This is a genomic window from Streptomyces yamdrokensis (genome assembly GCF_053890455.1).
In genome coordinates, this window is the sequence record NZ_JBSSMB010000002.1 from 40,129 (window position 1) to 60,838 (window position 20,710).

The following is a 20,710-nucleotide window of genomic DNA, read 5'->3' on the forward strand; positions in this document are numbered from 1 at the left end:
CTTCCCTCACCGGCAGTCACCAGGAGAGGAGGGCGCATGTCCGACGACGACAGCCCGGACAACGTGGTCTCACTGCCCCGGATCGGCTCCCCGCCGCCCCCGCCCGTCCCGTCCCCGCCCGTCCTCGACGACGACCAGGAGCAGCGTTCCGACGGGGACGGCGTTGTTCGAATCAGTGCCTTCGACGCCCCCGCCGTCCCCCACGCGCCGCCCCCGCCGGACGCCGTGCCGGCGTCGCTGCGCAGCGACGGACTGAGCGAGCAGCAGGCCCCCGGCGACGCCGGACCGCCGCACACCGGGGCGCTGTCCCTGGCCGCCATCCTCGCCATCGCCCTCGCGGCGTTCGAGGGACTGCAGACCTGGATCCAGGAGTCCGGACCGCGCCGGGCCGAGGCGGCAGCGCACCAGCGGGAGCTGGAGCTGCTGGCCGCGAAAGCGACCGCGGATGCCGCCCGGCACCACGCGGAAGCCGGCCGCGAGCACGCCCGCGCCCGCCGGGTCCCCTCCAGCCACGACTACGGTCGCAGCGCCCTTGGGCGCGGCTCAGGCGGCCCGGGACGGAGTGGTGGCGGCATCGGTCCAGGCAGGGCCGTAACGGGCCGCACAGGGCTGCACAGCGGCTCCGCGCAGCACCGCACCGGCACCGGATCCGGCTCCAGCCGAAATGGGACCGGCTCGAATCGAAACGGCTCCCTGTGGGACCGAAACGGCGGGCCGGGCAACCGAAACGGCGGCGGCTCCCACCGGAAGGACGGCTCCGGGAGCTCTGGTGGCAGCGGTACCCGGGGCCCGGCCCATCCGGGCAGCGACCGCGGGAGTGCGGGCACGGGCGGGAGCGGACGCCGCTCCGCCCGCCAGACCCTCGCGGACTGGTGGGGCAAAGGCAACAAGAAGAAGCCCGACGGCAAGGGCGCGGCCAGCGCGGCGGACACGAAGGACGCGCTCCGCAAGGCCGTCAAGAACAGCAGGCCGGGGCCGACGTTCTGGGAGAAGGCCGGCGACCGGCCACAGGACCGGTGGCGCAAGCGACGCTCCGGCCCCGACGCCCCCGGCACGGGCACGGGCGGGAAAGGAAGCAACAAGGACCGGAGCACCAGCAACGACGGCTGGACACCTTCCGGCGACCGGGTCGGTTTTCGCGACGCCGTCTTCGACGCCGTGAACGACCGGTGGAAGAAACGGCGCGAGCGCTGGTCGGCCGACGGCGGACCGCGCCGCACGCCAGGCCGCCCGTCCTCGTCCGAGAAACGCGGCAGCTCGGACAGCACGACCAACCGACCGGGACCGTCGGCCGGCTCCGGCCCGGATGCACCTGACCCGTCCGGGCCCGGCCCCGGCCCGGGCGGCCCCGGCGCCGGATACGGGCAGGCACGGTCCTCGCCGTTCGACGCCGACACCGGCCCCGCCGTCACGATCACCGTCGAACAGGTCGACCCGCCCGGCGCGCACGCCAAGCGCTGGGAGCCGACCGCGATCGGCCCGAGGCAGCAGGCACTGCCGAAACAGGGCGCCCCTGCCCTGCCCCGCGCCCCGCAGCGACCGGCCGGGCCGCGCCCCGGCACCACCCGCAGAAAGGAACCGATCCCTATGCCCACTGTCCCCGCGAGGACTGCCGGCGTCCCGACGCCCGTGGCCGCGTCGGTGCCGTCACCGGGCGGCATGCCCGCCCAGCACGCCACCGACATCACCCTGGATGACGCGCTCAAGGCCCTCACGCTGCTCACCACCGCGGGCATGGAAACCCATGACGAGTGCGCCGCGCTGGCCAAACAGGCCCGGCTGCTGCTGGGTGAACTGGAGTCGATGGCGCACGACCTGGCCGTCACGCACAACGTCACCGGGCCGCGCACCCTGCGCGCTGTGTCGGTGCTAATGGAGAGCGTGGCGCAGCTGGTCGTCCAGGCCGAGCGGATGGCCCGGGCCGCTCTGGACGCCGCTGAACTCGCCGAAGCGGAGGAAGTGGCCATGGCGCGGGACTACCGGCCCACCCAGGACGCGACCGCCGACGCCGGCCTCGCCACCCCCAGCGCCCGCATCCACAACGAGAACTGACAGGAGAACAGCCGATGGGGCAGATCGCACCCGCCGTCGGCGCCGACGGCGCCAACAACGGCTACACCGCACTCGTCGCCAAGTTCACCGCGCTGCAGAACGCCGCCACAGGGCTGCTGGAGGAAGCCGAGCGACTGGCGCAGCGCATGCGCGCCAACGCGAACGCGGCCATCACCGTGGCCGACCTGAGCGCCGCCGCCCACGTCGACGACCGCCACGTCGCCGCTGTCGCCGATGTCGGCACGGCGTTCGGCCGCGTCGTCGGCGGCTGCAAGCAGCTGATGGGCGCGGCCGAGGCGATGCACACCGCCGCCGGCCACCTCAAGGCCGAGCACCAGGCGGAGTACGGCGGCATCCACGCCGCCGTCACCGCATCCAAGGCGCGCCAGGCCAGGCCCGGTTTCTACCGGCCGCAGTAGCCGCCCACCGCACCACCCCCTCGTGGGGCCGCACCCGGACGCCGGTGCGGCCCCACCGCCGTTTCCGCCCACTGGCCACGCCGGACGCCGCACCGCCCCCGCCGGGGCGGTGCGGCGTCCAGCACGACCAGCGGACTCCCGAGCCACCGCACGAAAGGACCCGTCACCGATGAGCACGCTGCCCACCCGGGCGAAGGCAGAAATGGCCGCCTACGGGGCATCCGCCGCCGCCCTCGCCTACGTCCCCTCCATGGAGCTGCTGCCCGCGCACACCACCGCCGCCGCCCTCAGTGGCGGCTGCGTGTGGTGGCTGTACCGCAAGGTCAAGACGAAGGACTTCCGCCGCACAATCCGCACCGCACAGCGCGTCCTGGGACCGGTCACCGGCGGCGCCGTCTACGCCGCCGCCGCGATCGTCCCCGGCCACTCCTGGTGGGAACCGGTCGCCGCACTGGCGTGGGGCGCCGCCATGGCCGCCGCCCTGCCCATCACCCGCTCCACCTGGACCCCGCCGACCACCGAGACGGCCCCCTACCCGCCCGGCTTTCGCGGCCTGGTCATGCAGATGTGGGACACCGCCGAAGTCGCCCCCGGCACCCGGCTGGAGAACATCGAGCAGACCGTCTCCCCCCAGCACCCCGACTTCACCGCCCACGTCGTGGCCCCGGCCGGCAAGCCCGTGCCGCGCATCGACCTGGTGGACGTCGCCGCCTGCTTCGGCTTCCCCGTCGGCTGCGTCGCCCTGGACGAGATCCCCGGCACCGGCCCGGGCCGCATGCGGCTCACCGTCGCCCCCACCACCCGCCGACGCGGCGGCAGCATCGAGGACATGTGGGCGGAGAACGTCGCCCGCCCGGACGGCGCCATCCCCGGCAGCAAAATCGTCCGCGTCGAACAGTTCCCCGCCTCCGGTGACCTGCCCGCACGCGGCATGATCCTCGCCCAGGTCGACGTCGGCAAGCTCGCCCGCGTCCACCACGCCCAGCTCTGCTCCGCATTCGGCGTGGAACCCGAGGAACTGCGCCTGGTCGCAGAGACCCGGGGCCGCGAGGCACTGGTGACGCTGTACGAGTCGGCGCCACTGAAGGCATCGCGCCGTGCCACCCGCGAGCTGCTGACCCTGGACGCCTACGGCCGCTACGTCATCGGCACCGCCCACGACGGCAGCGACGCCAAGGTCCACATGCAGTCCGCGGCCGGCACCCTGCACGGCTTCCTGGTCGGCGTCACCGGCTCCGGCAAAACCGTGGCACTGGCGCTGATGTGCGCGGCATGGGCACTGGCCGGCCTGGCCACCTGGGTGACCTCCGCCCGCCCCGACGCGCAGATGAGCGCGGTCGGCCGGCACATCGACCGCCAGGACGCAGGACCGGTCTTCACCTGGTGGATGCTGAAAGCCGCGATCACCCTGATGGACATCCGCGGCGAGATCAACGCAGAGGTTGGGCACGACTTCTCGGCCCACTCCCCCTACCCGGGGCTGGTGCTGGTCCTGGACGAGTTCAACTCCCTCGTCGGTGACGACTCCCTGGGCGACGAGATCGCCCACATGACCGACGTCCTGGCCCGCGAGGGCCGCAAGTTCGGCATCGGCATCGTCTTCGCCGGCCAGTCCCTCAACCTGTCCAAGCTCGGCGGTGAAGCCTCCCTGCGCGACCAGGTCCAGGGCGGCATCGGCGTAGTGCTGCGCATCGCCAGTTCCTCCGGCGGCATCGCCGCCCGACAGGCCACCGGCGGCCTCGCCGGAGACATCGACCTCGCCGAGATCCCCGACCGGTTCAACGCCTCCATGTCCCTGATGGACCGCATGCACGGCCTCACCGACAACGTGCCCGGCGAGCCCACCCAGGGCGTCGGCCACACCGTCACCGGCTCTGGGGCGACCATGATGCGCAGCCTGTACGTCCACCTGCCCAAGGACGGCAGCCCCGACGGCCTAGGCGAGATCTTCCCCGAGGACGGCTCCATCAACTGCCTCACCGACCGGGAGATCGACGCCCTGACCGAGCTGGGTCTGTGGCACGACTGGACGATGCCGCCGCCCTCCAAGAACGACAAGACCGAGGGCGATGGCGCGGGCGCCGCGCTGCCGCCGCAGTTCAGCGGGATCGGCTCGTTCGCCCCACCCGCCGTCAAGCCGAAGAACCGCACCGTCAAGGACAAGATCCTCGACGTGGTCGACCGGCAGATGACCGCGAAGGAGATCCGCGCGCAGGTCGACGCCGCCGCCGGCACCATCCGCAACGCGCTGAGCGACCTGGTGGCCGACGGCCGCCTGCGCCAGGTCGACCACGGCGTCTACGCGCCCGCCACCCCGGCCGGTGTCGGCTCCAGCCCTGAGAACGACTGACCGCCCCTCCTGCTCACTGCGGCCTCCGGCAACACGCCGGAGGCCGCCATCACCTCATGCACGAAAGGACTCCGTCTGTGATTGTTTCTGTTTCCCTGGCCTTGCTCTTGGCCGTCGTCGTGGTCGTGCTGCTGCGCCAGCGCACCGTCGGGTTCGGCAGCGCCCTGGCGTGCGCCGCGTTCGGGTTCTGCCTCGCCTCCACCGGCCTGGCCCCCGCCATCGAAAACTTCCTGGCCGCCATTACCAGCCTCGCCTCGCTGGGCTGACGGGAGCCCTCACCATGGCCACCTCACAGCACACCGCGCCCGCCGCCCCAGCCGTCCAGACACCCCCGGCAGCGGTGCCCGCCGACGGAGGCCGTCTCAGCCTGGACGCCCGGCTGGCCGCTGCAGAGGCGGCCATGACCGTCCGTCTGGAAGAAGCCGCTGTGGCCCACGAAGTGCGCACCGCACACATCGACACCACCCCGGTCGACCTCGCCGACGTCGTCACCGTGCCACTCACCCCGGCCCCGCAGGCACCGCCCCAGACCTACACCTCCCCGGTCGCCGCGCTCCTCGAGCGCGCCCGGCACCGGATGGAGACCCGCGGCTGGTGCGCCGGCGCCGCGGTCGACGAGAACGGCGCGGTCTGCATGATCGGAGCCATCCGCGCAGAGGCCGGCAGTAACCGCGGCCTGGAAGCCGACGCCGCGCGTACCGTCCTGGACGCGATCCGGCGCCGCTTCGGCGACCACATCGACTCCGTGCCCACCTTCAACGACGGGTTCGGCAGCGGCCACACCCCGGCCCGGATGCTGGGTGAGGCCGCTTCGATGGCCGACGCGCAGGGACTGTGACCGCCCGGGCCGCCGTCAGTCCAATTCGATGACCAGCCGCCCGTAGTCGTCCACCCACGCCGGATAGACGTACCCGCCCACCACCGCGCGGTTCACGAACACCTCGACATCCGCGTCGGTGTCGATGACCAGCACCCCGTCATCGTCCGTGAACGCCTGCCACGTCACGCCGTCCGTATCGATCACCGCGTCGAAATCGACCACCGGCGGATCACTGCGAAACCAGCCCATCACTGCCCCCTGCTCTGCGCGCACTCCAGCCTGACGCACCCGCCCTACCCACACCAGCCATGGAGGAAAGCCCGATGCTCCCTCGCCCCCGCCGCCGTATCGGCCGGCCCCGCCCCGCCGTACCCGGCCCCCGCTACCCCCACCGTCCCCGTCGCCTGCCCCGCTCCTGGGAGACGCGATGACCACCCGCCGCGCTCGGAAGCGACGCCAGACACACCCCCGCACTGCGCAGGGGTTACCCGAATACGACTGGAGGACCGCGCCGACCGAGCTGCTGGCCACGCGCCGCCAGCTGCGCGCGGACGGACTCCGCCCGGGAGGGCAGGAACCCGTGGCGATCCTGCGGTGCAAGGCGTGCGCCACCCGCCCCCACCGCACCTGCACCCGGCCCGCCTACCTGTACCGCCGCGATCTCGCACTGCCGGTCCGGCCGATGACCCTCGCCAAGGAAGCCGCGCTGGACAAGGCCATGGCAGCCCGGTCCACGTGCCCGCTCTGCCGGCGCCGCTTCCACCACTGTCTGCCGTTGCGCACCCTCGGCTCCTGTTTGGGGTGCTACGACGGCACGCCCGTCGACCCGAGCACCTACATCGCCCTGCCTGCCCACACCCTCGCTGCCTAGGAGACGCCAGCCATGTCCGCACCCACCACGACCGCCGCGAGCATCACGGACAAGAACCTGGACGCCGCCTGTGCCGCGGTCGCGACCGAAATCGCCCGCACCGACGGAAAGGCCTCCTTACTCCTGGCCTTCGCCGGCGCGGTCCTGGCCGGCCTGACAACACTCGCCGATCACGACCTGCCTGCGGCCACCAAGGCCCTCGGTGCCCTCGCCGTGGTCGCCCTCGGCACCGCGGCCGTGCTGCTGCTCCTGGTCGTCCGCCCCCGCATCGGCGGCCACGACCGCGCATCCTTCCCCTACTGGGCCCGCCTGGACGCAACCGAGATCCACGCCTGCATGGACGGCGACATCCGCGCCGCCCGCATCCGCGTCCTGTCCAACATCGCCCTGCGCAAGTTCACCCAACTACGGCGCGCCGTCGACTGCACCCTCAGCGCCCTCACACTCCTCGCCCTGGCCGCGCTCAGCGCCCTTTTCTAACCGCCCCGGCCCGGACTCGACTGGACTGACGTCGTAGCTCAGCACGGCGCAAAGCGCTCCATACCGCTCGTAGCACACTGCACCGCTAGCGTTGCAACCTTTCAAGGCCCCGGAGACGAGTCCCCTCGTCTCCGGGGCCTTTTCAGCGTTTCTGGCCCTCCCACCGCGCACGTCCACTCCCGCGCCCTGTAGCGGTTCCGGACCCGTCATTCAAGGAAAGGACGGCCCTGAATCCGCACGAAGTCCCAGGCCTATAACTCTCGAATGAGGCCTCGTCGGCTGTCATGGTTCCTCTCCCGACGGGCTTGCGGAGCTAACCCACCCGTCCCTCACTGTGCTGCACACCAGCCCCGGCTGCCGAGCAGCACACACCCCAAGACGTAAGGGACGGGACTGCTCCATGCTCCGCTCACTCGCCAGCCCGGCGGGTACCACCGACACAAGGAACCGACATGTCCGACCACAACACCCCGACCCTTGACCCGGCCGCCCCCTCCGACCCCGCCTCCGTCTCGCCCCCGCGACCGCAGCCCACCTCCCCCGCTCTACTCGTCGGGATCGGCCTCGTTGCCGCATTCCTCATCAGCTTCATGGCGATGTTCTTCGGCTACCTCTCCTGGCAGCACCCTGCAGCCGCAGAACCGCTGCAGGTCGCCGTCGCCTGGACCGGCGTCGGCTCCACCATCCTGCTCGCCCTGCTCGCCGTAGCGGCCCGACGATGACGGCCCTCCACCTGGCCGCTGCAGCCAGCCACCGAGCCTTGTCGGGCCCGTCACGATGCGGAGCCCGCCCATGGGGGCACGCAGGGCAGCACCATCCCGTATGCGACAGAAGCAGCTGTCCATGTTCGATGACGATCAGACACCACCAACCGACCGGTCTGCCCTCAGCAACACCTACGTCACTGCCAACGGCGACGGCGACGTCGGTAAGTGACCCTCGCCTCGAACTCGCCTGCCCGGTGGCCGCCGACGGCACCCGGATCCTCCTGGTCGACATCGATGGGCATGGAAACGTGAGTCGCGACCTCGGCTACCGCAATAGCGACATCGACGACGCCGCAAGTGAGTCCAGCCTGGTGACCTGACAGGCACAACCGAGCACGTCAAAGCCCTCGTACTCCCGGCGAGAACGATGTACGGAGTACGAGGGCTTTTTGCGTTCAAAAGCTGTCATTGCCTGCTCAGGTCAGGCGGATGACTGCTCTTGCTCGGTCAGTTGGTGGACCAAGACCCTGTACTCGTCGGGCTGCTGCTCCCGCAGGATGCCGATGAGCACACGAGCGCACTGAGCGAAGACGGCTGGTTCCATCTTCCGGTGCAGGTGATGGGCGACAAACGGTGCGTCGTCGTACGGCAACCGACGCGGCTGACCGCCCTTCTCGTGATCCAAGACGTCCCCCTCAGTACTCGCAGGGACCTCCGGAGCCGCCGAGGTATTAACGGCGTTAACGGTCGATGGTGCGGACAAGTCCGGCACCCCTGAGCTCTCGAGGGTATTAACGCCGTTAACGGTCGGGTCCGCGCTTCGCTCCTCGGAGAGCTTCCGGCGCTGTCGCGGAGGCTTAACGGCGTTAATAGCTCTCTCCGCCTCCTCTGCCTGCTGCTCCTTCGGGAGCCGGCCGATACGGCGAGCCGGTTCTACCTTCAGCTCGCCGGTTTCCACTTTCTCCTGCAGCTCCGGTTTGAGCTCCAGCAGGGCCAGACGCTGGGACACCCAGGCCGGCGTCTTCCCCAGCCTCCTGGCTACCCGTCCCTGCGATCCATGGACCTGCACGAGCTCCTGAATGGCCTTCGCCTGATCTATGGGAGGGACGTCCACTCGGTGAATGTTGGCGATGAGAGCGGACTCCAAGAGATCCGCAGCGCTGGCGGCGAGATCATCATTGACGTCGATGCGCAGCTCGGTGAGCCCTGCGAGCACCGCAGCGGCCAGGCGCCGGTTGCCGTCGATGACGACGTACTCGGCTTCCTCACCGATCTGATCCTCCTGACCGGGGTGGGCGTTCAGGAAGGCCGCACGCCGTGCCACGGTGACGGGCTGGATCTGGCCCTTGGCCCGCAGCGACTCCGCTGTCTCTTCGATTTCGGTGAGCTCGTCGCGAGGGTTGAACGGATTACCGGCGAGCAGCTTGAGCTCCACCTTGACCGGAGGCCGCTTGCCCTCACCGTTCATGATCTGCTGGCGAGTACGGATACGGCGCGGCGTCTTCTTCTCGCCGCTCCCCTCCTCATCCATGCTGAACCCGCGGGTGACACGCTGCTGAGTCATACGGCAAGCTCCTTCGCCAGTTCGCGCATCACCTGCGCGTGCTCACTGTCGGGCGCGTACTCCAGCAGCGGGATCTCACCGTCTGCCGCCTCCCGGCCTTCCTTCAGATCACCGATCACGGCGAGCACGGGCGGGGAACTGCTCTTCTCCCACTCGTCCCTGTTCTGCTTCACGAGCTTGCCGCGGCGACTGTCGTAGGCGTTGATGATCAGCCCGAGGTAGTCGACCTGGATCCGGCCCTTCTTACACAGGTCGTCCATCTGGTTCTTCAGAAGACGGAACGCCCGGTGCGAGGCCTTGTTCGCCCAGACAGGAGTTATCACCCCGGACCGGTCGGCGAGCTCACCGTCACGACGGCGCACGTAGTACAGCGCAGTGTCCATGTTCAGGCCCAGGCTGGGCGGGCCGTCGATGATGATGACGTCGTAGTCCTCCTCCAAGGGTTCCAGGGCACGCTCGAGCGCGGCCTCCGAGAAACTCACCTTGGACAAAGCGACATCACGCAGGAAGGCATCGTCGGAGGCAGGCAACAGGTGCAGCCGCTCCCCAAACCGCTCCTGGTCTAGGGCCACCAGGAGGTCGTGGATGTCGCCCTTGGCGGTGCCGTCCATGTGCATCATCAGCGTCTCGACGTCGTCCTCGTACATGAGCTCTTCGAAGCCGAGTTCCGCCGTCAGGTGCCCCTGCGGGTCATAGTCGACGAGCAGTACTCGATGGCCGGCCTCCGCGAGGGCCTGAGCAATCCCCGATGAGAGGAAAGTCTTGCCGACACCGCCCTTCTGGTTAGCCACTATGACGCGCACGACAGGCTGCGACACCAAGGGGGCCGAAGGAGACGGGTGGTTGTCGAGCCACAGGGTCAGCGCCTGCGCCAGGCCCTGCACGTAAGTGACCCCTCGTTCCGCGCAGACCCCCTTGAACCTGTCAGGTTCGCCGACTGGGAGGAAAGTTCCCCACGTCTTGGCGCCGTCGGTCTTCACCTCGGGGAGCCCGTCGGCTTCGTACCAGGCCCTGATGGCGTGTTCGGCCGCGTCCTGAATGTCCATTCCGTGCTCGAAAGCACGGATCTTTAGGTGTCTGCGCAATTGGGGAGTGAGGGCTGTAATTAGCTTCTCTCTCTCCCCTCGAGGGCTAGGGAGGCTCATGCGACCAAACATTACTAGGTGGACATCACGGTAGGGAGCACTGGCCACCAGTTCACCCCCGAAGAGGGCAAAACACGGCACACAAACACCAACTACTTCACTCCCACCACCCAGTCCTTGTCGCCGACTTCGCCTTCCAACCGAAAGCGCACCTGATCAGATAACCCTTCGACCGGCAGCGACAGCAGCCGTACTCCCACACCTCGTGGCTGGCATCCACACGCCAGCGGCCGACGGTCACCCCCTCTTGACTTCCATGGGGCGCGGTGCTGACCCGCGGAGATGGGCAGGGTGAAGTCGGCACGCAATCTTGGACGTTGGCACGGCCCACCCGAGCCGCGCCAACAACCCCCGGAAAGGGAACAACATGGGACGGTTCACGCGGAGCACACCGGACGGCGACAACGACGGCCTACAGGAGCAATGGCTCCAGCAGGCAACGGCTGGAGACGTTGTCTTCGAGGAAACAGAGTTCGTGGACAGCTACGCAGTGCTGCGGTGGAACACAGAACGAGGCGGCCTCGGACTGGTGCACTCACTGATCGACGGCAACGCCAACCCCAAAACGGTCCTCCGCGCCCTGCACCGACGCCACGGCGAGCGCCTCACTGACCGCTACGCATGCCTAGTGGTGGCGCAGACCAGCACACAGATGACACAACCGTACGTGCCTGAGCTCTTCGCCTACGACATCGACGGATCCGGCAAGCAGTACGAGACGACCTGGGCCCAACTGGCCGCAGTGCTCAGACAACCAGCGCCGTACTGGTTCCACCACCTGCGTGACCGCGATGCAATCGCCGCCTGGCGCCCGGGCACACCGCCGGCAGTAGTGCCCGCACGCGACATTGCCACCCCCATCACGGCACTCGTAGAGCTCGCCGCCGACGAACCGGACGGCTCCCCAGCCGCCGAACTCTGCTGGTACCTCGCCCGGGAGGTCCGCCACCGCGGCCACACCTCAGCTACCCGTAACATCACCAAACTGCGCGAGAACGCGGCCGACGGCGGCGACGGCGCCTACCTCGTTCTCGGCGCGGTCCCGGCCCCGCTCACACGCCCTGCCCCCCAAGAGCCAGCGGAGATGATCCGCCGCGCCGGCTGGCTGAGCATCACCGAACGCCGCGATGTCCTCGCACACCGGGTCGCAGACTTCGCCCAGCGCTGGGACGGCGGCCAAGACTGGCACACCGGCGCCGTGACCAGCGTGCACCCAAGCTCCTGCACCACCGCCCACGAATGGGCCCAACGCCTGGTCCCCGCCGACCGCGACCAGCCCTCCACCGTGCTGGAGAAAATCCTGCTCGACAACGGCCGCGATACCGACACCGACCCCCTCCTCCACGACCCCGTCACCGGCATCCCCGTGCTGCACCGCGCCCCGGGCACCCGCAGCGCGAACCTCTTCACCTACACCCTGCAGCGCCTGCCCACCCGCTCACCGCTCGCCGCCCTCATCCTCAGCGGCCACACATGCTGGATCCGCACCCAAGACGGCACTCTGTGGCTGGCGCCTGAGAGGGAAGGCTGGGGAATCGGCTTCGGCTACTCAGGCACCGGCTGCCACACCCTCGCCCGCCTCGTCGACGTCCTCCTCGACGACATCTCCGCTCCCGCAGTCGAAGTAGGGGACTCCGCAGCACCACACGGTCTGATCGAGTTGCTGCGTGACACGCCCTCGGACGGCACGACCACCTACACCCGAGCCCAGTTGCTAGTCGCCCGAACCGACTGACAGCGCCCACATCACAGGAGTAGCGGGCGCCGGAGTAGCGGGCGACGTCAGCGGTGGCTGACTTTTACAATCGCACCCCCGATTCACCGCATCACCGCCTGCGCTCACGGTCGCACCCTCGCCTGAGAGCAGTGCCTGTACCTCGTTGACCGCCAGCCTTGGCACAGTGGGCGGTCGGCTTGCGCCCCTGTGAGAACTGCTGGGTGCGCTACCTTCGCCGCGACGGCCCTCAGCCCGCTCGTGGAGGGAGCTTCAGCACAGTCCACTGGGTCTTCGACTCAGTAGACTTTTGCGTCGCCGCGGTCATCGATTCCCTCTGCAGCATGGTCAGCAGTGGCGTGTTCAACGGGTAGGTGGGGGTGTGCCGGGCACCGAGCTTTTCTTGGACCGGCGGCGACGATGGCGGTGGTGGAAGTGGATACCGCATCCCCCGGTGCACCGCAGGAAACCGCGGCCCGTCAGTCCTTAACGACAACATGAGTTCAACCTCAGTAACTGCCTCAGATGCTGCGCCTGACGGCATAACGGGCACCAGCAGCGACAAAGTCGGAGACCGCCGTCTTGGGGTCGCGGCCGGTGACGAGAGACTCGCCGACCAGGACGGCGTCGGCACCGGCGTTGGCGTAGGCGATGAGGTCGTGCGGGCCGCGGACGCCGGACTCGGCGACCTTGACCAGGTGGGCGGGGATCTCGGGGGCGACCCGCTCGAAGGTGCCGCGGTCGACCTCGAGGGTCTTGAGGTCGCGCGCGTTGACGCCGATGACCTTGGCGCCCGCGTCGACCGCCCGCTCGACCTCGTCCTCGTCGTGCACCTCGACGAGCGGGGTGAGCCCGATGGACTCGGCGCGCTCGATCAGCGACTCCAGGGCCGGCTGGTCGAGGGCCGCGACGATCAGCAGCGCGAGGTCGGCGCCGTACGCACGGGCCTCCCAGAGCTGGTACGAGGTGACGATGAAGTCCTTGCGCAGCACGGGGATGTCCACACGTGCGCGGACGGCCTCCAGGTCGGCCAGCGAGCCGCCGAAGCGGCGCTGCTCGGTGAGGACGGAGATGACGGCCGCGCCGCCCGCCTCGTAGTCGGCGGCGAGCCCGGCCGGGTCGGCGATCGCGGCGAGCGCGCCCTTGGACGGGCTGGAGCGCTTGACCTCGCAGATCACCTTGACGCCGTCGCCGCGCAGGGCGGCCACGCCGTCCTTGGCCGCAGGAGCCTTGGCCGCGCGCTCCTTGAGCTCGTCGAGGCTGACGCGCGCCTGCCGCTCCGCGAGATCCTCACGCACGCCAGCGATGATTTCACCGAGAAGACCCGCCGGCCCGTATGATGGGGCACTGGCCGGTGGGACGGCAGCTGTCCTCAGAGGCGTGGGTGTTCCTTGAAGTCGGGCAATAGCAGGAGCCGCTGCACGTCGCTTGAGGTCCGCCAAGCGAGCAGCCAGGTCCTCAGGGGAGTAGGCGACGTCTCGTGTCGCCTCATGCAGCAGTCGCTTGGTGTCGTCGGATTCTTTAGCCATTGACATTGCCCCCCTTTCTGAACTCGTCCGCATAACTTGCCAGGATCTTGCCCAACGCACCACGAGCATCGTGCAGCGTGGACTTGACCGTGCCCGGCGTGACTCCCAACATCTGAGCCACCTCGCCAACAGTTTGGTCGAAGTAGTAGTACAGCACCAGCACCTCACGCTGCCGCTCGGTCAGGCCAAGCAAGCCGTTCACGATGTCTGACCGTCTCTCGACCTCTTCGGCGGGCTGCTGTTGATGTGAGATGGAGGACAGCCCAGCTTGTCGGGACAGTTCCTGTCGCCGCCCCCCTGTTCTGCGTACCTGGCGCCACTTGTAGATTGCGGTCTTCACCACCCACGCCTCAGGTTTGTCCAGGTGCCCAACTTTTTCCCAGTCGCGCAAGGCGACCAGGAACGCTTCTTGCGCCAGGTCCTCGGCCGTGGATCGGTCAGCTCCCAGCACCACCAAGGCACGCACCACTGAAGCGAACCGAGACATGAACATTTCGTCGAAATTTGTCGACATCGTCACCAGCGCCGCCTTGGCGCATCCGTAGGCCTACGGCCATCGTTGCGCCAGTTACGCCTGCGTACATGGAGATCACAGGAACTGGAGTCATGGCGGATACCAAGCTCTGCGACATCATGACGGTTTGCATTGAGCACAGCGACTAGTGTGGCGCGACGAGCGCGCTCATACAGCACCTTCGCGGCCGCCCGCGCGAAAATTCGGCTGATACCGAGCACCGCAAGAACAACAACCAAGACAATCGGGTTGCTCCACACAGAGCTCCTCCTCCCACGTCGGCAACAACATGGACGTCGTCGTCACCCAGTAACTGCCGTGGAGGAAAGCGTTGGTTGGGTCGCCTAGCAATCTAATCCGCGGGATCGGATGTCTACGTGGGACTGTAGATCGTTCGGTGTAACTCTCGATCATGGAGGATGCATCGATGACCAGTGAGAACATGGCCGAGCAGGGCGCTGTCGAGGCGCCAGTGGCCGTGTCGGCGAAGGCCGTGGACGACCAGCCGATCGACGAGCTGGTGAGCCGGGCCCAGGCCGAGGGCCTGCAGCTGACCGGTGAGGGCGGCTGTCCCCGCGGGGCAACCCCCAGCAGCAACTGACAGTGATGATGTAGCCTGCGGCATCGCTTGGAGGTCTGACCCGGCAGCTGACCGGCACGTGGGTTGTCCTTGCTTGGAATTGTCGATCTCTCAAGCGGTGTCGCTGCGCGTGGCCGGTTGGGCATCTGTGACTTCAGAGAAGCCCCGCCATCTTGAAGTCGCAGGGGGTTGGGAAGCCGCGCGATCGCCCGGGGTGGGGATGCCACGCCGCCTACCGGGCTGTGGAGGACGGCGCCGTGTACAACTGGCCCCACCTGATCGAGTACTGAGGAGTCATTGTGAGCGACTTACCCGCAGGCGTTACCGGCGCCATCGGCCACGCTCTGGCCTTCAACTTGCGCCATCACAGCCAGCAGTTCGGGGTGGGCAATCTGCGCTGGTCTGACCTCTACACGGACGTGATCACGGCGCTGAAGTGGATTCACTCCGTGGACCCGGCGCGGGCCGTGCGCGTCGCACGGCGCGCTCTGCAGGACGCAGCGGACGAGGGCGACAAGCAGCCCGTGCCCCTGAAGGAAGCGGTGCTCTGCCTGCGCCACTCCCTGACGCAGGCCAGCGTGCCGTATGGGAAATGGTCGGAGGACCAGGCGGAGGCGTTCATGACTGCTGTCCTCCTGGACATCGACTGACGACGGGACCGCCCTCCTGGGTAACTGAAGGGCCCCGCCGTCGGGGAGTCCGTCGCGGGGCCCTTCGTCGTGCGCATGAGTGAACGCTGTGCTACGCGTCCAGCGTCGCCGCGGAGCGGCGCCCGAGCCGTCATGGGCTTGCTGCCTGGGCGGCTGTGGATGCCGTCATCTCCCGATGAGGATGCAGGAGAGAGCGCGCATCGGTGTGAACGTCGGCCGCGCCGCTGGTCCCCGGGCCTTGAGGCTGGCTGGCCGGTGCAGGTTGCGGCCCAGTGGGCGTTGTGGGGCATCCGCTGTCTACGCGTCTCCTGTCGACGCGGTACCGATGTCGCCGCCGGCCGCTACGGACCGGTCGCCGGCTGCCGTCGCGCCGCCGGGTGCCGGGGGCGTTGCCGCGGGCATGGCCGGAGAGGCTGTGGGCGCGGCGCCGTCGCCTGTCGTGGCGGCGCCGATGCTGCCTCCGGCGGCGATCGATCGTTCCCCGGTGGCGCTGACAGACGGTCTGTTGGGGGTCAGCGCGAAGTGGGCGTACAGGGCGAGGCCGATACCGACGAGCCCGGCAACACCACCGCCGACGCTGGCCCACGGGTCTGCTGCGTCGACGTCGATGACTGCGCCCACGATCAGTGCCGCTGCACCCGCCCCGCACAGTCCAATACCCGCGTACATCAAGGCCCTCATGCGCTCATCATCCCCTCCGTGTGCTACTCGGCCGATCGCGCCGGCCCGAGCGTCGGCTGCGCTCATGTCAGCTTGCGGCCCGTAGTGTTCCGTGCAGAGTCGGCCGCAGCAGTCCCCGCCTCGTGCAGCATCGCACGTACGGCCGTCTGCAGGGCTTGGGGTGCTGTTCGGTGGGTGGCGTGTATGCAGACGTGCCAGGGGGCGAGACTGAGCGCTTCAATGGCGGCTGTGCGGCCCAGGGGGCTGTCGCCCCATCCTTCGGCGGCGGCGGCTTTGAGGCTGCCCCGCTGCCTCTCGGTTTGGGCATCTGGGTCCGAGGTGTCTTGGATCAAGGACTTGAGCTTGCTGCTGAGCTGGTCGGCGTAAGCGTGCTCGCCGTGCTGGCGGGCTGCTGCGGAGATCGCGCACAGCGCTCGCACCTGGTCGTAGGACTTGGGCAGGGCGCGAGCGGCGGTAGAGGCTTCAGCGTACTGCCGCTCTCGTGTAGCGAGGTTGACGGTGGTCAGGAGTGCCCAGTTCTGCTGCTCGTGGTGGTCGATGCCGGCGGCTACGTCGACAGCCGTGCGGAAATCCCCGCGCTGAGCGGCCCAGTGGGTGATGTCGCTCAGGACCCGGTCCCGCTGAAGGGTGTCGGGCAGGCTTCTTGCGAGCTCGAGGCCCTTCGTGCCGTGTCCGAACGCGACCATTGCTTCAGCGACCGACGCTATGGCCTCGCCCTTGGTAAATGTGTCCGGTAGTGCGTGTGCCAGAGCTCGGGCCCGGTCGTGCTGCCCGGTCCAGGCCAGCGCTGCCGCGGCTGAGGCGACGGCTTGCTGATGGGTGTGTTCTTCGGTGGCCAGTTCCACGAGGAAGGCTGCCTCGGCCGTAAGATCGTTGTCGTCCTCGTCCGGGTCGGGTGCGGGCGGTGTCGACGAACTGGCGGCGCTGTCGTCCGGGGCGACGGCCCGCGCCTGCAGACAGGTGTCTGTGATGTGCTGGCTGACGGCCGCGGCGAGCTTGAGGCGGCCATGGCGGACCAGCATCCTCACGCGTTCGTACAACACGTGGTCGGACCAAGTGGGAGCGGTCAGCACGTCGGCCAGGGCGTGCGCCTGGCGCGCCAGGGCTGAGTCCTGCGGAACATGGTCCGCCCTAGCCAGGGACTGCGCGGTGAGGGCAAGCGCCTCGGCCTGCTCTGCCGAGTGGGGGAGGGCCTGGATGGCCTCAAGCGCACGGGGCTCTGAGCCGGCTCGCGCCCATGCAGCGGCCACCGGGGCGAGGGCGCGAGAAGCGCGCGAGGACGTGGCGAAGTCCCTTACCAGCGTGAGGGCCCTCTCGTCCTCGCCGCGTGCGACGAGGCCCTCGGCCACGGCTGCCAGGATCTCCGTCCTGACCCAGGAGTGCTGGGCGGTGGTGACCAGAGCGCTCGCGGCATCGTCTTGACCGGAATCGGTAAAGGCTTTTGCCAATGCGGCAAGGGCGGCTTTGCTGTGATCGACTGAGACAAACGGCTGTGAAGGGCGGCTGCTTTCGGCCTCGTGCATCGCCTGTACCAGGCTGCTGGCGAGCTCCAGGGAACCGGCCCGGGCCGCGGCGGCTGCGACCCAGCCCAGCGCCTGGGCCTGCTGGTACGGATCCAGGATCGCGCGGGCGATGTCTGCGCCGTGGTGGGGCCTGCCGCACCTGGCCGCGCCGCAGGCCGCCTCCAGCAGGACTCTGGCCTGCCTGTCCGGGTCGCTTATCCCTTGCGCAACCTCAACGGCGAGGCCCGGCGCATCCGACTCGGCCAAGATCACGGACAGCGTGCCGACGTGATGGGACTCTCCTAGCACGGTGCCCTGCCGGGTCGCGTCGGAGGCCTCCCGGGCCAGCTCTTCTGCTTGCTCGCGGCTTCCGGCGCGCAAGTGGGCAGCTGCGAGGTGTGCCAGTGCCTGGCTCCGGCTGCGGGGGAGACTCAGGCTGTGCGCCAGTTGGGCTGCAGGGCCGAGGCCGTCCGCTGCTTGCGCCAAGGCGGCGACGATGTCCGCGACAGCCTCCTCACGCTCCCTAGGGGACTTGAGGGGCCGCAGCAGTTCGACGGCATGCTCGTGCCGTCCGGCTAGAGCCAGGGCCTGCGCTGCCATGGTGAGGCCGTGGGCGCGCAGATTGTCCGCGGTTACCTGGTCGGCGAGGGCAGCGGACTCGCGAGCGAGCTCGGCTGCGCGGCTCCCCGTGCCGGACTTGGCCAGAACAGCTGCGACCTGTGCCAGGGACGTCATCTGGGCGTACGGGTCGGACAGCGACCGGCACAGTTCGGTTGCTCGCTGGTGCTCGCCGGCGTGGGCCAGCGCGGCCGCACCAGCTGTTAGGGCGTTGCTCGTTGCTCCCAAGAGAGCATCCTCGGCCACCGCGACGGCGTCCGAATGCTGCCCGCTCCCTGCCATGGCTATGGCGATGTTCGCCACCAGGCGGGCCCGCAGGTCGGTGTCGCTGACCGTTCGAGCCACTGTCACGGCCTCTGGGTAGCGGCCGTCCACGGTCATGGCCTGCACTGTCGAGACAGGCACAATGTCGGGTATCGACGAGGCGGCCGCATGGGCAATGACCTCTCCCGCGCGGCGTTGCCCGGCCTGCAGCGCGGCGAGGGCAGCTTGCGCCAAAACCCGGCCACGGGCCTCCCGAGAAGCCAGCGTCTGTGCCACGTCGACCGCCCGGTCGGGGCAGTCGGCGACGGCCAGCATGGTTACGGCGCGTGCCGTCGCCTCCTCACGACGCGGCCCGGTCACGGCGCCCGCCAGTTCTGCCGCTTCGTCAGCCACCTCTGCCGCCTGCGGCAGATCACCGGCGGCAGCCAAAGCCTGAACCACCCCAGTGAACGCCTGCAACCGCGCCAGGTCGTCCTGGCGGGCACGAGCCAGGCTGACCGCGCGCCGCACATGCCCCAGGCCCGCCCACACAGCGATCAGTGCGTCCGGAATGCTCTCACTGCGGGAGCGCAGAGCATCGCGCCGCACAGCGAGCAGGAAGGCGTCACCGACATCCGCCGGATCGGAGCTGCCACAGGCCACCAGGCTGTCGAATGCGGCAGAGAGCTCTGCCAGCGCGTCTAGGTCGGAGCCGGAGCGCTGCCACAAGCGGCTGTGGCGGTGAGCGCCGCCGGCCAGCTGAACGAGCCGCGCCCTGTCCGCCTGCGTGCGCAGCAGCTGGCTGTATCCACGCAGCAGGTACTCCGGCGTGTGAGGCGGCCAGTGCCGCTCGTGGAAGGAGTCTGCCCACTCGTGCAGCCGCTCCCGGTACGCCGTCAACTCCTCGTCAGTCAGCAGGTCGAGGGCGCTGCGCTGGATCTCCTCGTGGGCCAGCACGTAGACGCCCGCAGCCCGGCGGCCATCCCCCCAGGAAGACCACTGGGGTGAGCGGACCCGGAAGGCACGCCCGGTGACCGTGCTCAACTCCCGCTCCACCAGCCGCGGACGCGTACCCGCCAGCTTGGCCAGGTCCGCAGCCGTCAATCCGCCGCCGGCCGCCGTCACCAGCCCGAGGAGTGCTCGTGCCAGACCACCGGCATCCAGCATGCGCAGCAGACTGTCCTCGGCCTCCCGGCGCACCCCAGCGGCAAACGGCGAGGGCCTCAGCCACCGGTCGATAGTGCTGTCCCGCAACGGGTGGGATGTCGGCACGTCGTCCGGAACGGGAGGGTGCGGCCGCCCAGCCACAATCACCCGCATCCCGTGCGATGGCGAGCGCGGCAGCAGGGCGGCGATGCTGTGGCTGTCCGGCCCGGCCAGCACCCCACGGTCCTCATCCAGGCCGTCGACCACCAGCACCAGACGCCGCCCACGCATTTTGCAGACCGCAGCGGCCCGCTCCATCGCGGCGAGCAGACTCTCCTCACGCGTGTGCTCGGTGACCGCTGGCTCCTCCTCACCCAGCAACGCGTAGAACTGGCGGTGCACCACCTCACAGAAAGCGGTGCGGTCGTTCTGCCGGTTCAGGCGCGAGGTGATGAAGAACGACACGATGTCGACTCCAGGAGGTGGCGCAAGGACGAACCGGGCCATCAGAGCCGTCTTGCCTGCCCACGCGGGGGCCAACCACCGCCAATACGCGCTCTCCCCTGTGTCTACGTCCCCGGGCGCGCTGCAGAACGCCGCCATGGCCGTCAGTTCGTCATGCCGACCGCGAAAATCGGTCGCAGCGAGGGACTCCACCTGGTACCGGTAATCGGAAGTGGCCACGCGCGGTGGCGCGACCACCTGATAGACGTGATTGCCGTCGCCTGTCACGGCAAAGCCGATATCCCCGCCGGCCACCACCGATCTCGCCCCGGCTGCCAGCGGGGCGCCGCCGATCGGCAGTGCTTCCTGCCGGCCTGGGCGGTTCCACCATCTGCCGATCACAGGTGCCGACCCTCCCCCTCGCCTGGCGCCTTGTGCATGGCCGCACCGATAGCGACGTAGCAGATCCTGGCACGACGTCGCCGTCAACCTCACTGTCCTCCTCTCGCTTTGCAACCCCTTCTGGGGGTGGCTGCTGCCGCGGCGGAGAAAGGACAACGGGCAGGGTACGCGGAGCCTGCCGCACCGCGGGCTCATGGGTGTTTCCCATCGGGTCCGCGCCCGGCGCGAGCCGCCATGGACCCGCGAACGAGCGCTGAGCTTCCTCTTCGAGGACAGAGA

The 20,710-nt window shown here is 69.2% G+C and carries 18 protein-coding genes and 1 pseudogene; 12 read left to right on the plus strand and 7 right to left on the minus strand.

Features of this window, described 5'->3' with window-relative positions; genetic code table 11:
- The first annotated feature begins 36 nt into the window (after nt 1-36).
- From ACWZEH_RS34335 to ACWZEH_RS34355, 5 genes are all read left to right on the plus strand, one after another.
- A complete protein-coding gene (locus ACWZEH_RS34335; protein ID WP_456200187.1) occupies nt 37-2,052 on the plus strand; it encodes a hypothetical protein in 2,016 nt (671 codons plus the stop codon).
- A 14-nt stretch (nt 2,053-2,066) separates the two neighbouring features.
- Nucleotides 2,067-2,471 (plus strand): hypothetical protein, encoded by a 405-nt coding sequence (locus ACWZEH_RS34340; protein ID WP_456200189.1) that lies wholly within the window; start codon nt 2,067-2,069, stop codon nt 2,469-2,471.
- Nucleotides 2,472-2,640: 169 nt separating this feature from the next.
- A complete protein-coding gene (locus tag ACWZEH_RS34345; protein ID WP_456200190.1) occupies nt 2,641-4,821 on the plus strand; it encodes a type IV secretory system conjugative DNA transfer family protein in 2,181 nt (726 codons plus the stop codon).
- Nucleotides 4,822-4,898: 77 nt separating this feature from the next.
- On the plus strand, nt 4,899-5,087 hold the full coding sequence (locus ACWZEH_RS34350; protein ID WP_456200066.1) for a hypothetical protein: 189 nt from the start codon (nt 4,899-4,901) through the stop codon (nt 5,085-5,087).
- A 14-nt stretch (nt 5,088-5,101) separates the two neighbouring features.
- The gene (locus ACWZEH_RS34355) at nt 5,102-5,659 is read left to right on the plus strand and encodes a DUF6197 family protein (protein WP_456200067.1); all 558 of its coding nucleotides are present in this window, start codon (nt 5,102-5,104) and stop codon (nt 5,657-5,659) included.
- Nucleotides 5,660-5,674: 15 nt separating this feature from the next.
- Here the strand turns inward: ACWZEH_RS34355 and ACWZEH_RS34360 are convergent, their stop codons facing one another.
- A complete protein-coding gene (locus tag ACWZEH_RS34360) occupies nt 5,675-5,914 on the minus strand; it encodes a hypothetical protein (RefSeq protein ID WP_456200068.1) in 240 nt (79 codons plus the stop codon).
- A gap of 154 nt (nt 5,915-6,068) precedes the next feature.
- On the opposite strand from ACWZEH_RS34360, the gene ACWZEH_RS34365 reads away from it, so the two are divergent.
- The 4 genes from ACWZEH_RS34365 (at nt 6,069) to ACWZEH_RS34380 (ending at nt 8,079) form a co-directional block, all read left to right on the plus strand.
- Nucleotides 6,069-6,512, plus strand: coding sequence for an RRQRL motif-containing zinc-binding protein (locus ACWZEH_RS34365; RefSeq protein ID WP_456200070.1), 444 nt, complete (start codon nt 6,069-6,071; stop codon nt 6,510-6,512).
- A gap of 12 nt (nt 6,513-6,524) precedes the next feature.
- Nucleotides 6,525-6,992 carry a Pycsar system effector family protein gene (locus ACWZEH_RS34370; protein WP_456200071.1) on the plus strand — a complete coding sequence of 156 codons (468 nt, stop codon included), beginning with the start codon at nt 6,525-6,527 and terminating at the stop codon, nt 6,990-6,992.
- 452 nt (nt 6,993-7,444) lie between these two features.
- Complete coding sequence (locus tag ACWZEH_RS34375; protein WP_456200073.1) at nt 7,445-7,714, plus strand: hypothetical protein; 270 nt, start codon at nt 7,445-7,447, stop codon at nt 7,712-7,714.
- A 239-nt stretch (nt 7,715-7,953) separates the two neighbouring features.
- A complete protein-coding gene (locus ACWZEH_RS34380) occupies nt 7,954-8,079 on the plus strand; it encodes a hypothetical protein (RefSeq protein ID WP_456200074.1) in 126 nt (41 codons plus the stop codon).
- A 101-nt stretch (nt 8,080-8,180) separates the two neighbouring features.
- On the opposite strand, the gene ACWZEH_RS34385 is transcribed toward ACWZEH_RS34380, so the two are convergent.
- On the minus strand, nt 8,181-9,263 hold the full coding sequence (locus ACWZEH_RS34385) for a ParB/RepB/Spo0J family partition protein (RefSeq protein WP_456200076.1): 1,083 nt from the start codon (nt 9,261-9,263) through the stop codon (nt 8,181-8,183).
- Nucleotides 9,260-10,309, minus strand: coding sequence for a ParA family protein (locus tag ACWZEH_RS34390; RefSeq protein ID WP_456200078.1), 1,050 nt, complete (start codon nt 10,307-10,309; stop codon nt 9,260-9,262). Before ACWZEH_RS34390 ends, ACWZEH_RS34385 begins: the two co-directional genes overlap by 4 nt.
- Before the next feature lie 574 nt (nt 10,310-10,883).
- On the opposite strand from ACWZEH_RS34390, the gene ACWZEH_RS34395 reads away from it, so the two are divergent.
- On the plus strand, nt 10,884-12,143 hold the full coding sequence (locus ACWZEH_RS34395) for a hypothetical protein (RefSeq protein ID WP_456200079.1): 1,260 nt from the start codon (nt 10,884-10,886) through the stop codon (nt 12,141-12,143).
- Between the two features lie 500 nt (nt 12,144-12,643).
- Here ACWZEH_RS34395 and trpC read toward each other — a convergent pair whose 3' ends face one another.
- The gene (trpC, locus tag ACWZEH_RS34400) at nt 12,644-13,498 is read right to left on the minus strand and encodes an indole-3-glycerol phosphate synthase TrpC (protein ID WP_456200197.1); all 855 of its coding nucleotides are present in this window, start codon (nt 13,496-13,498) and stop codon (nt 12,644-12,646) included.
- 145 nt (nt 13,499-13,643) lie between these two features.
- A complete protein-coding gene (locus tag ACWZEH_RS34405; protein ID WP_456200198.1) occupies nt 13,644-14,165 on the minus strand; it encodes an RNA polymerase sigma factor in 522 nt (173 codons plus the stop codon).
- A 427-nt stretch (nt 14,166-14,592) separates the two neighbouring features.
- Between ACWZEH_RS34405 and ACWZEH_RS34410 the strand changes: the two are divergent.
- Nucleotides 14,593-14,733, plus strand: a pseudogene (locus ACWZEH_RS34410) (IS256 family transposase); the annotation flags it as partial.
- A gap of 311 nt (nt 14,734-15,044) precedes the next feature.
- Nucleotides 15,045-15,395, plus strand: coding sequence for a hypothetical protein (locus ACWZEH_RS34415; RefSeq protein WP_456200080.1), 351 nt, complete (start codon nt 15,045-15,047; stop codon nt 15,393-15,395).
- A 297-nt stretch (nt 15,396-15,692) separates the two neighbouring features.
- Here ACWZEH_RS34415 and ACWZEH_RS34420 read toward each other — a convergent pair whose 3' ends face one another.
- Together ACWZEH_RS34420 and ACWZEH_RS34425 are read right to left on the minus strand one after the other, a co-directional pair.
- On the minus strand, nt 15,693-16,076 hold the full coding sequence (locus ACWZEH_RS34420; RefSeq protein ID WP_456200081.1) for a hypothetical protein: 384 nt from the start codon (nt 16,074-16,076) through the stop codon (nt 15,693-15,695).
- Between the two features lie 62 nt (nt 16,077-16,138).
- Nucleotides 16,139-20,431 (minus strand): P-loop NTPase family protein, encoded by a 4,293-nt coding sequence (locus tag ACWZEH_RS34425; protein WP_456200083.1) that lies wholly within the window; start codon nt 20,429-20,431, stop codon nt 16,139-16,141.
- Nucleotides 20,432-20,710: the final 279 nt, after the last annotated feature.

Bases quoted from the DNA above. Each gene is read 5' to 3' on its own strand.
- ACWZEH_RS34420 (WP_456200081.1), bottom strand. From the start codon at position 16,076: ATGAGGGCCTTGATGTACGCGGGTATTGGACTGTGCGGGGCGGGTGCA.
- ACWZEH_RS34335 (WP_456200187.1), top strand. From the start codon at position 37: ATGTCCGACGACGACAGCCCGGACAACGTGGTCTCACTGCCCCGGATC.
- ACWZEH_RS34340 (WP_456200189.1), top strand. From the start codon at position 2,067: ATGGGGCAGATCGCACCCGCCGTCGGCGCCGACGGCGCCAACAACGGC.
- ACWZEH_RS34345 (WP_456200190.1), top strand. From the start codon at position 2,641: ATGAGCACGCTGCCCACCCGGGCGAAGGCAGAAATGGCCGCCTACGGG.
- ACWZEH_RS34405 (WP_456200198.1), bottom strand. From the start codon at position 14,165: ATGTCGACAAATTTCGACGAAATGTTCATGTCTCGGTTCGCTTCAGTG.
- ACWZEH_RS34385 (WP_456200076.1), bottom strand. From the start codon at position 9,263: ATGACTCAGCAGCGTGTCACCCGCGGGTTCAGCATGGATGAGGAGGGG.
- ACWZEH_RS34375 (WP_456200073.1), top strand. From the start codon at position 7,445: ATGTCCGACCACAACACCCCGACCCTTGACCCGGCCGCCCCCTCCGAC.
- ACWZEH_RS34365 (WP_456200070.1), top strand. From the start codon at position 6,069: ATGACCACCCGCCGCGCTCGGAAGCGACGCCAGACACACCCCCGCACT.
- ACWZEH_RS34370 (WP_456200071.1), top strand. From the start codon at position 6,525: ATGTCCGCACCCACCACGACCGCCGCGAGCATCACGGACAAGAACCTG.
- ACWZEH_RS34355 (WP_456200067.1), top strand. From the start codon at position 5,102: ATGGCCACCTCACAGCACACCGCGCCCGCCGCCCCAGCCGTCCAGACA.
- ACWZEH_RS34390 (WP_456200078.1), bottom strand. From the start codon at position 10,309: ATGGACATTCAGGACGCGGCCGAACACGCCATCAGGGCCTGGTACGAA.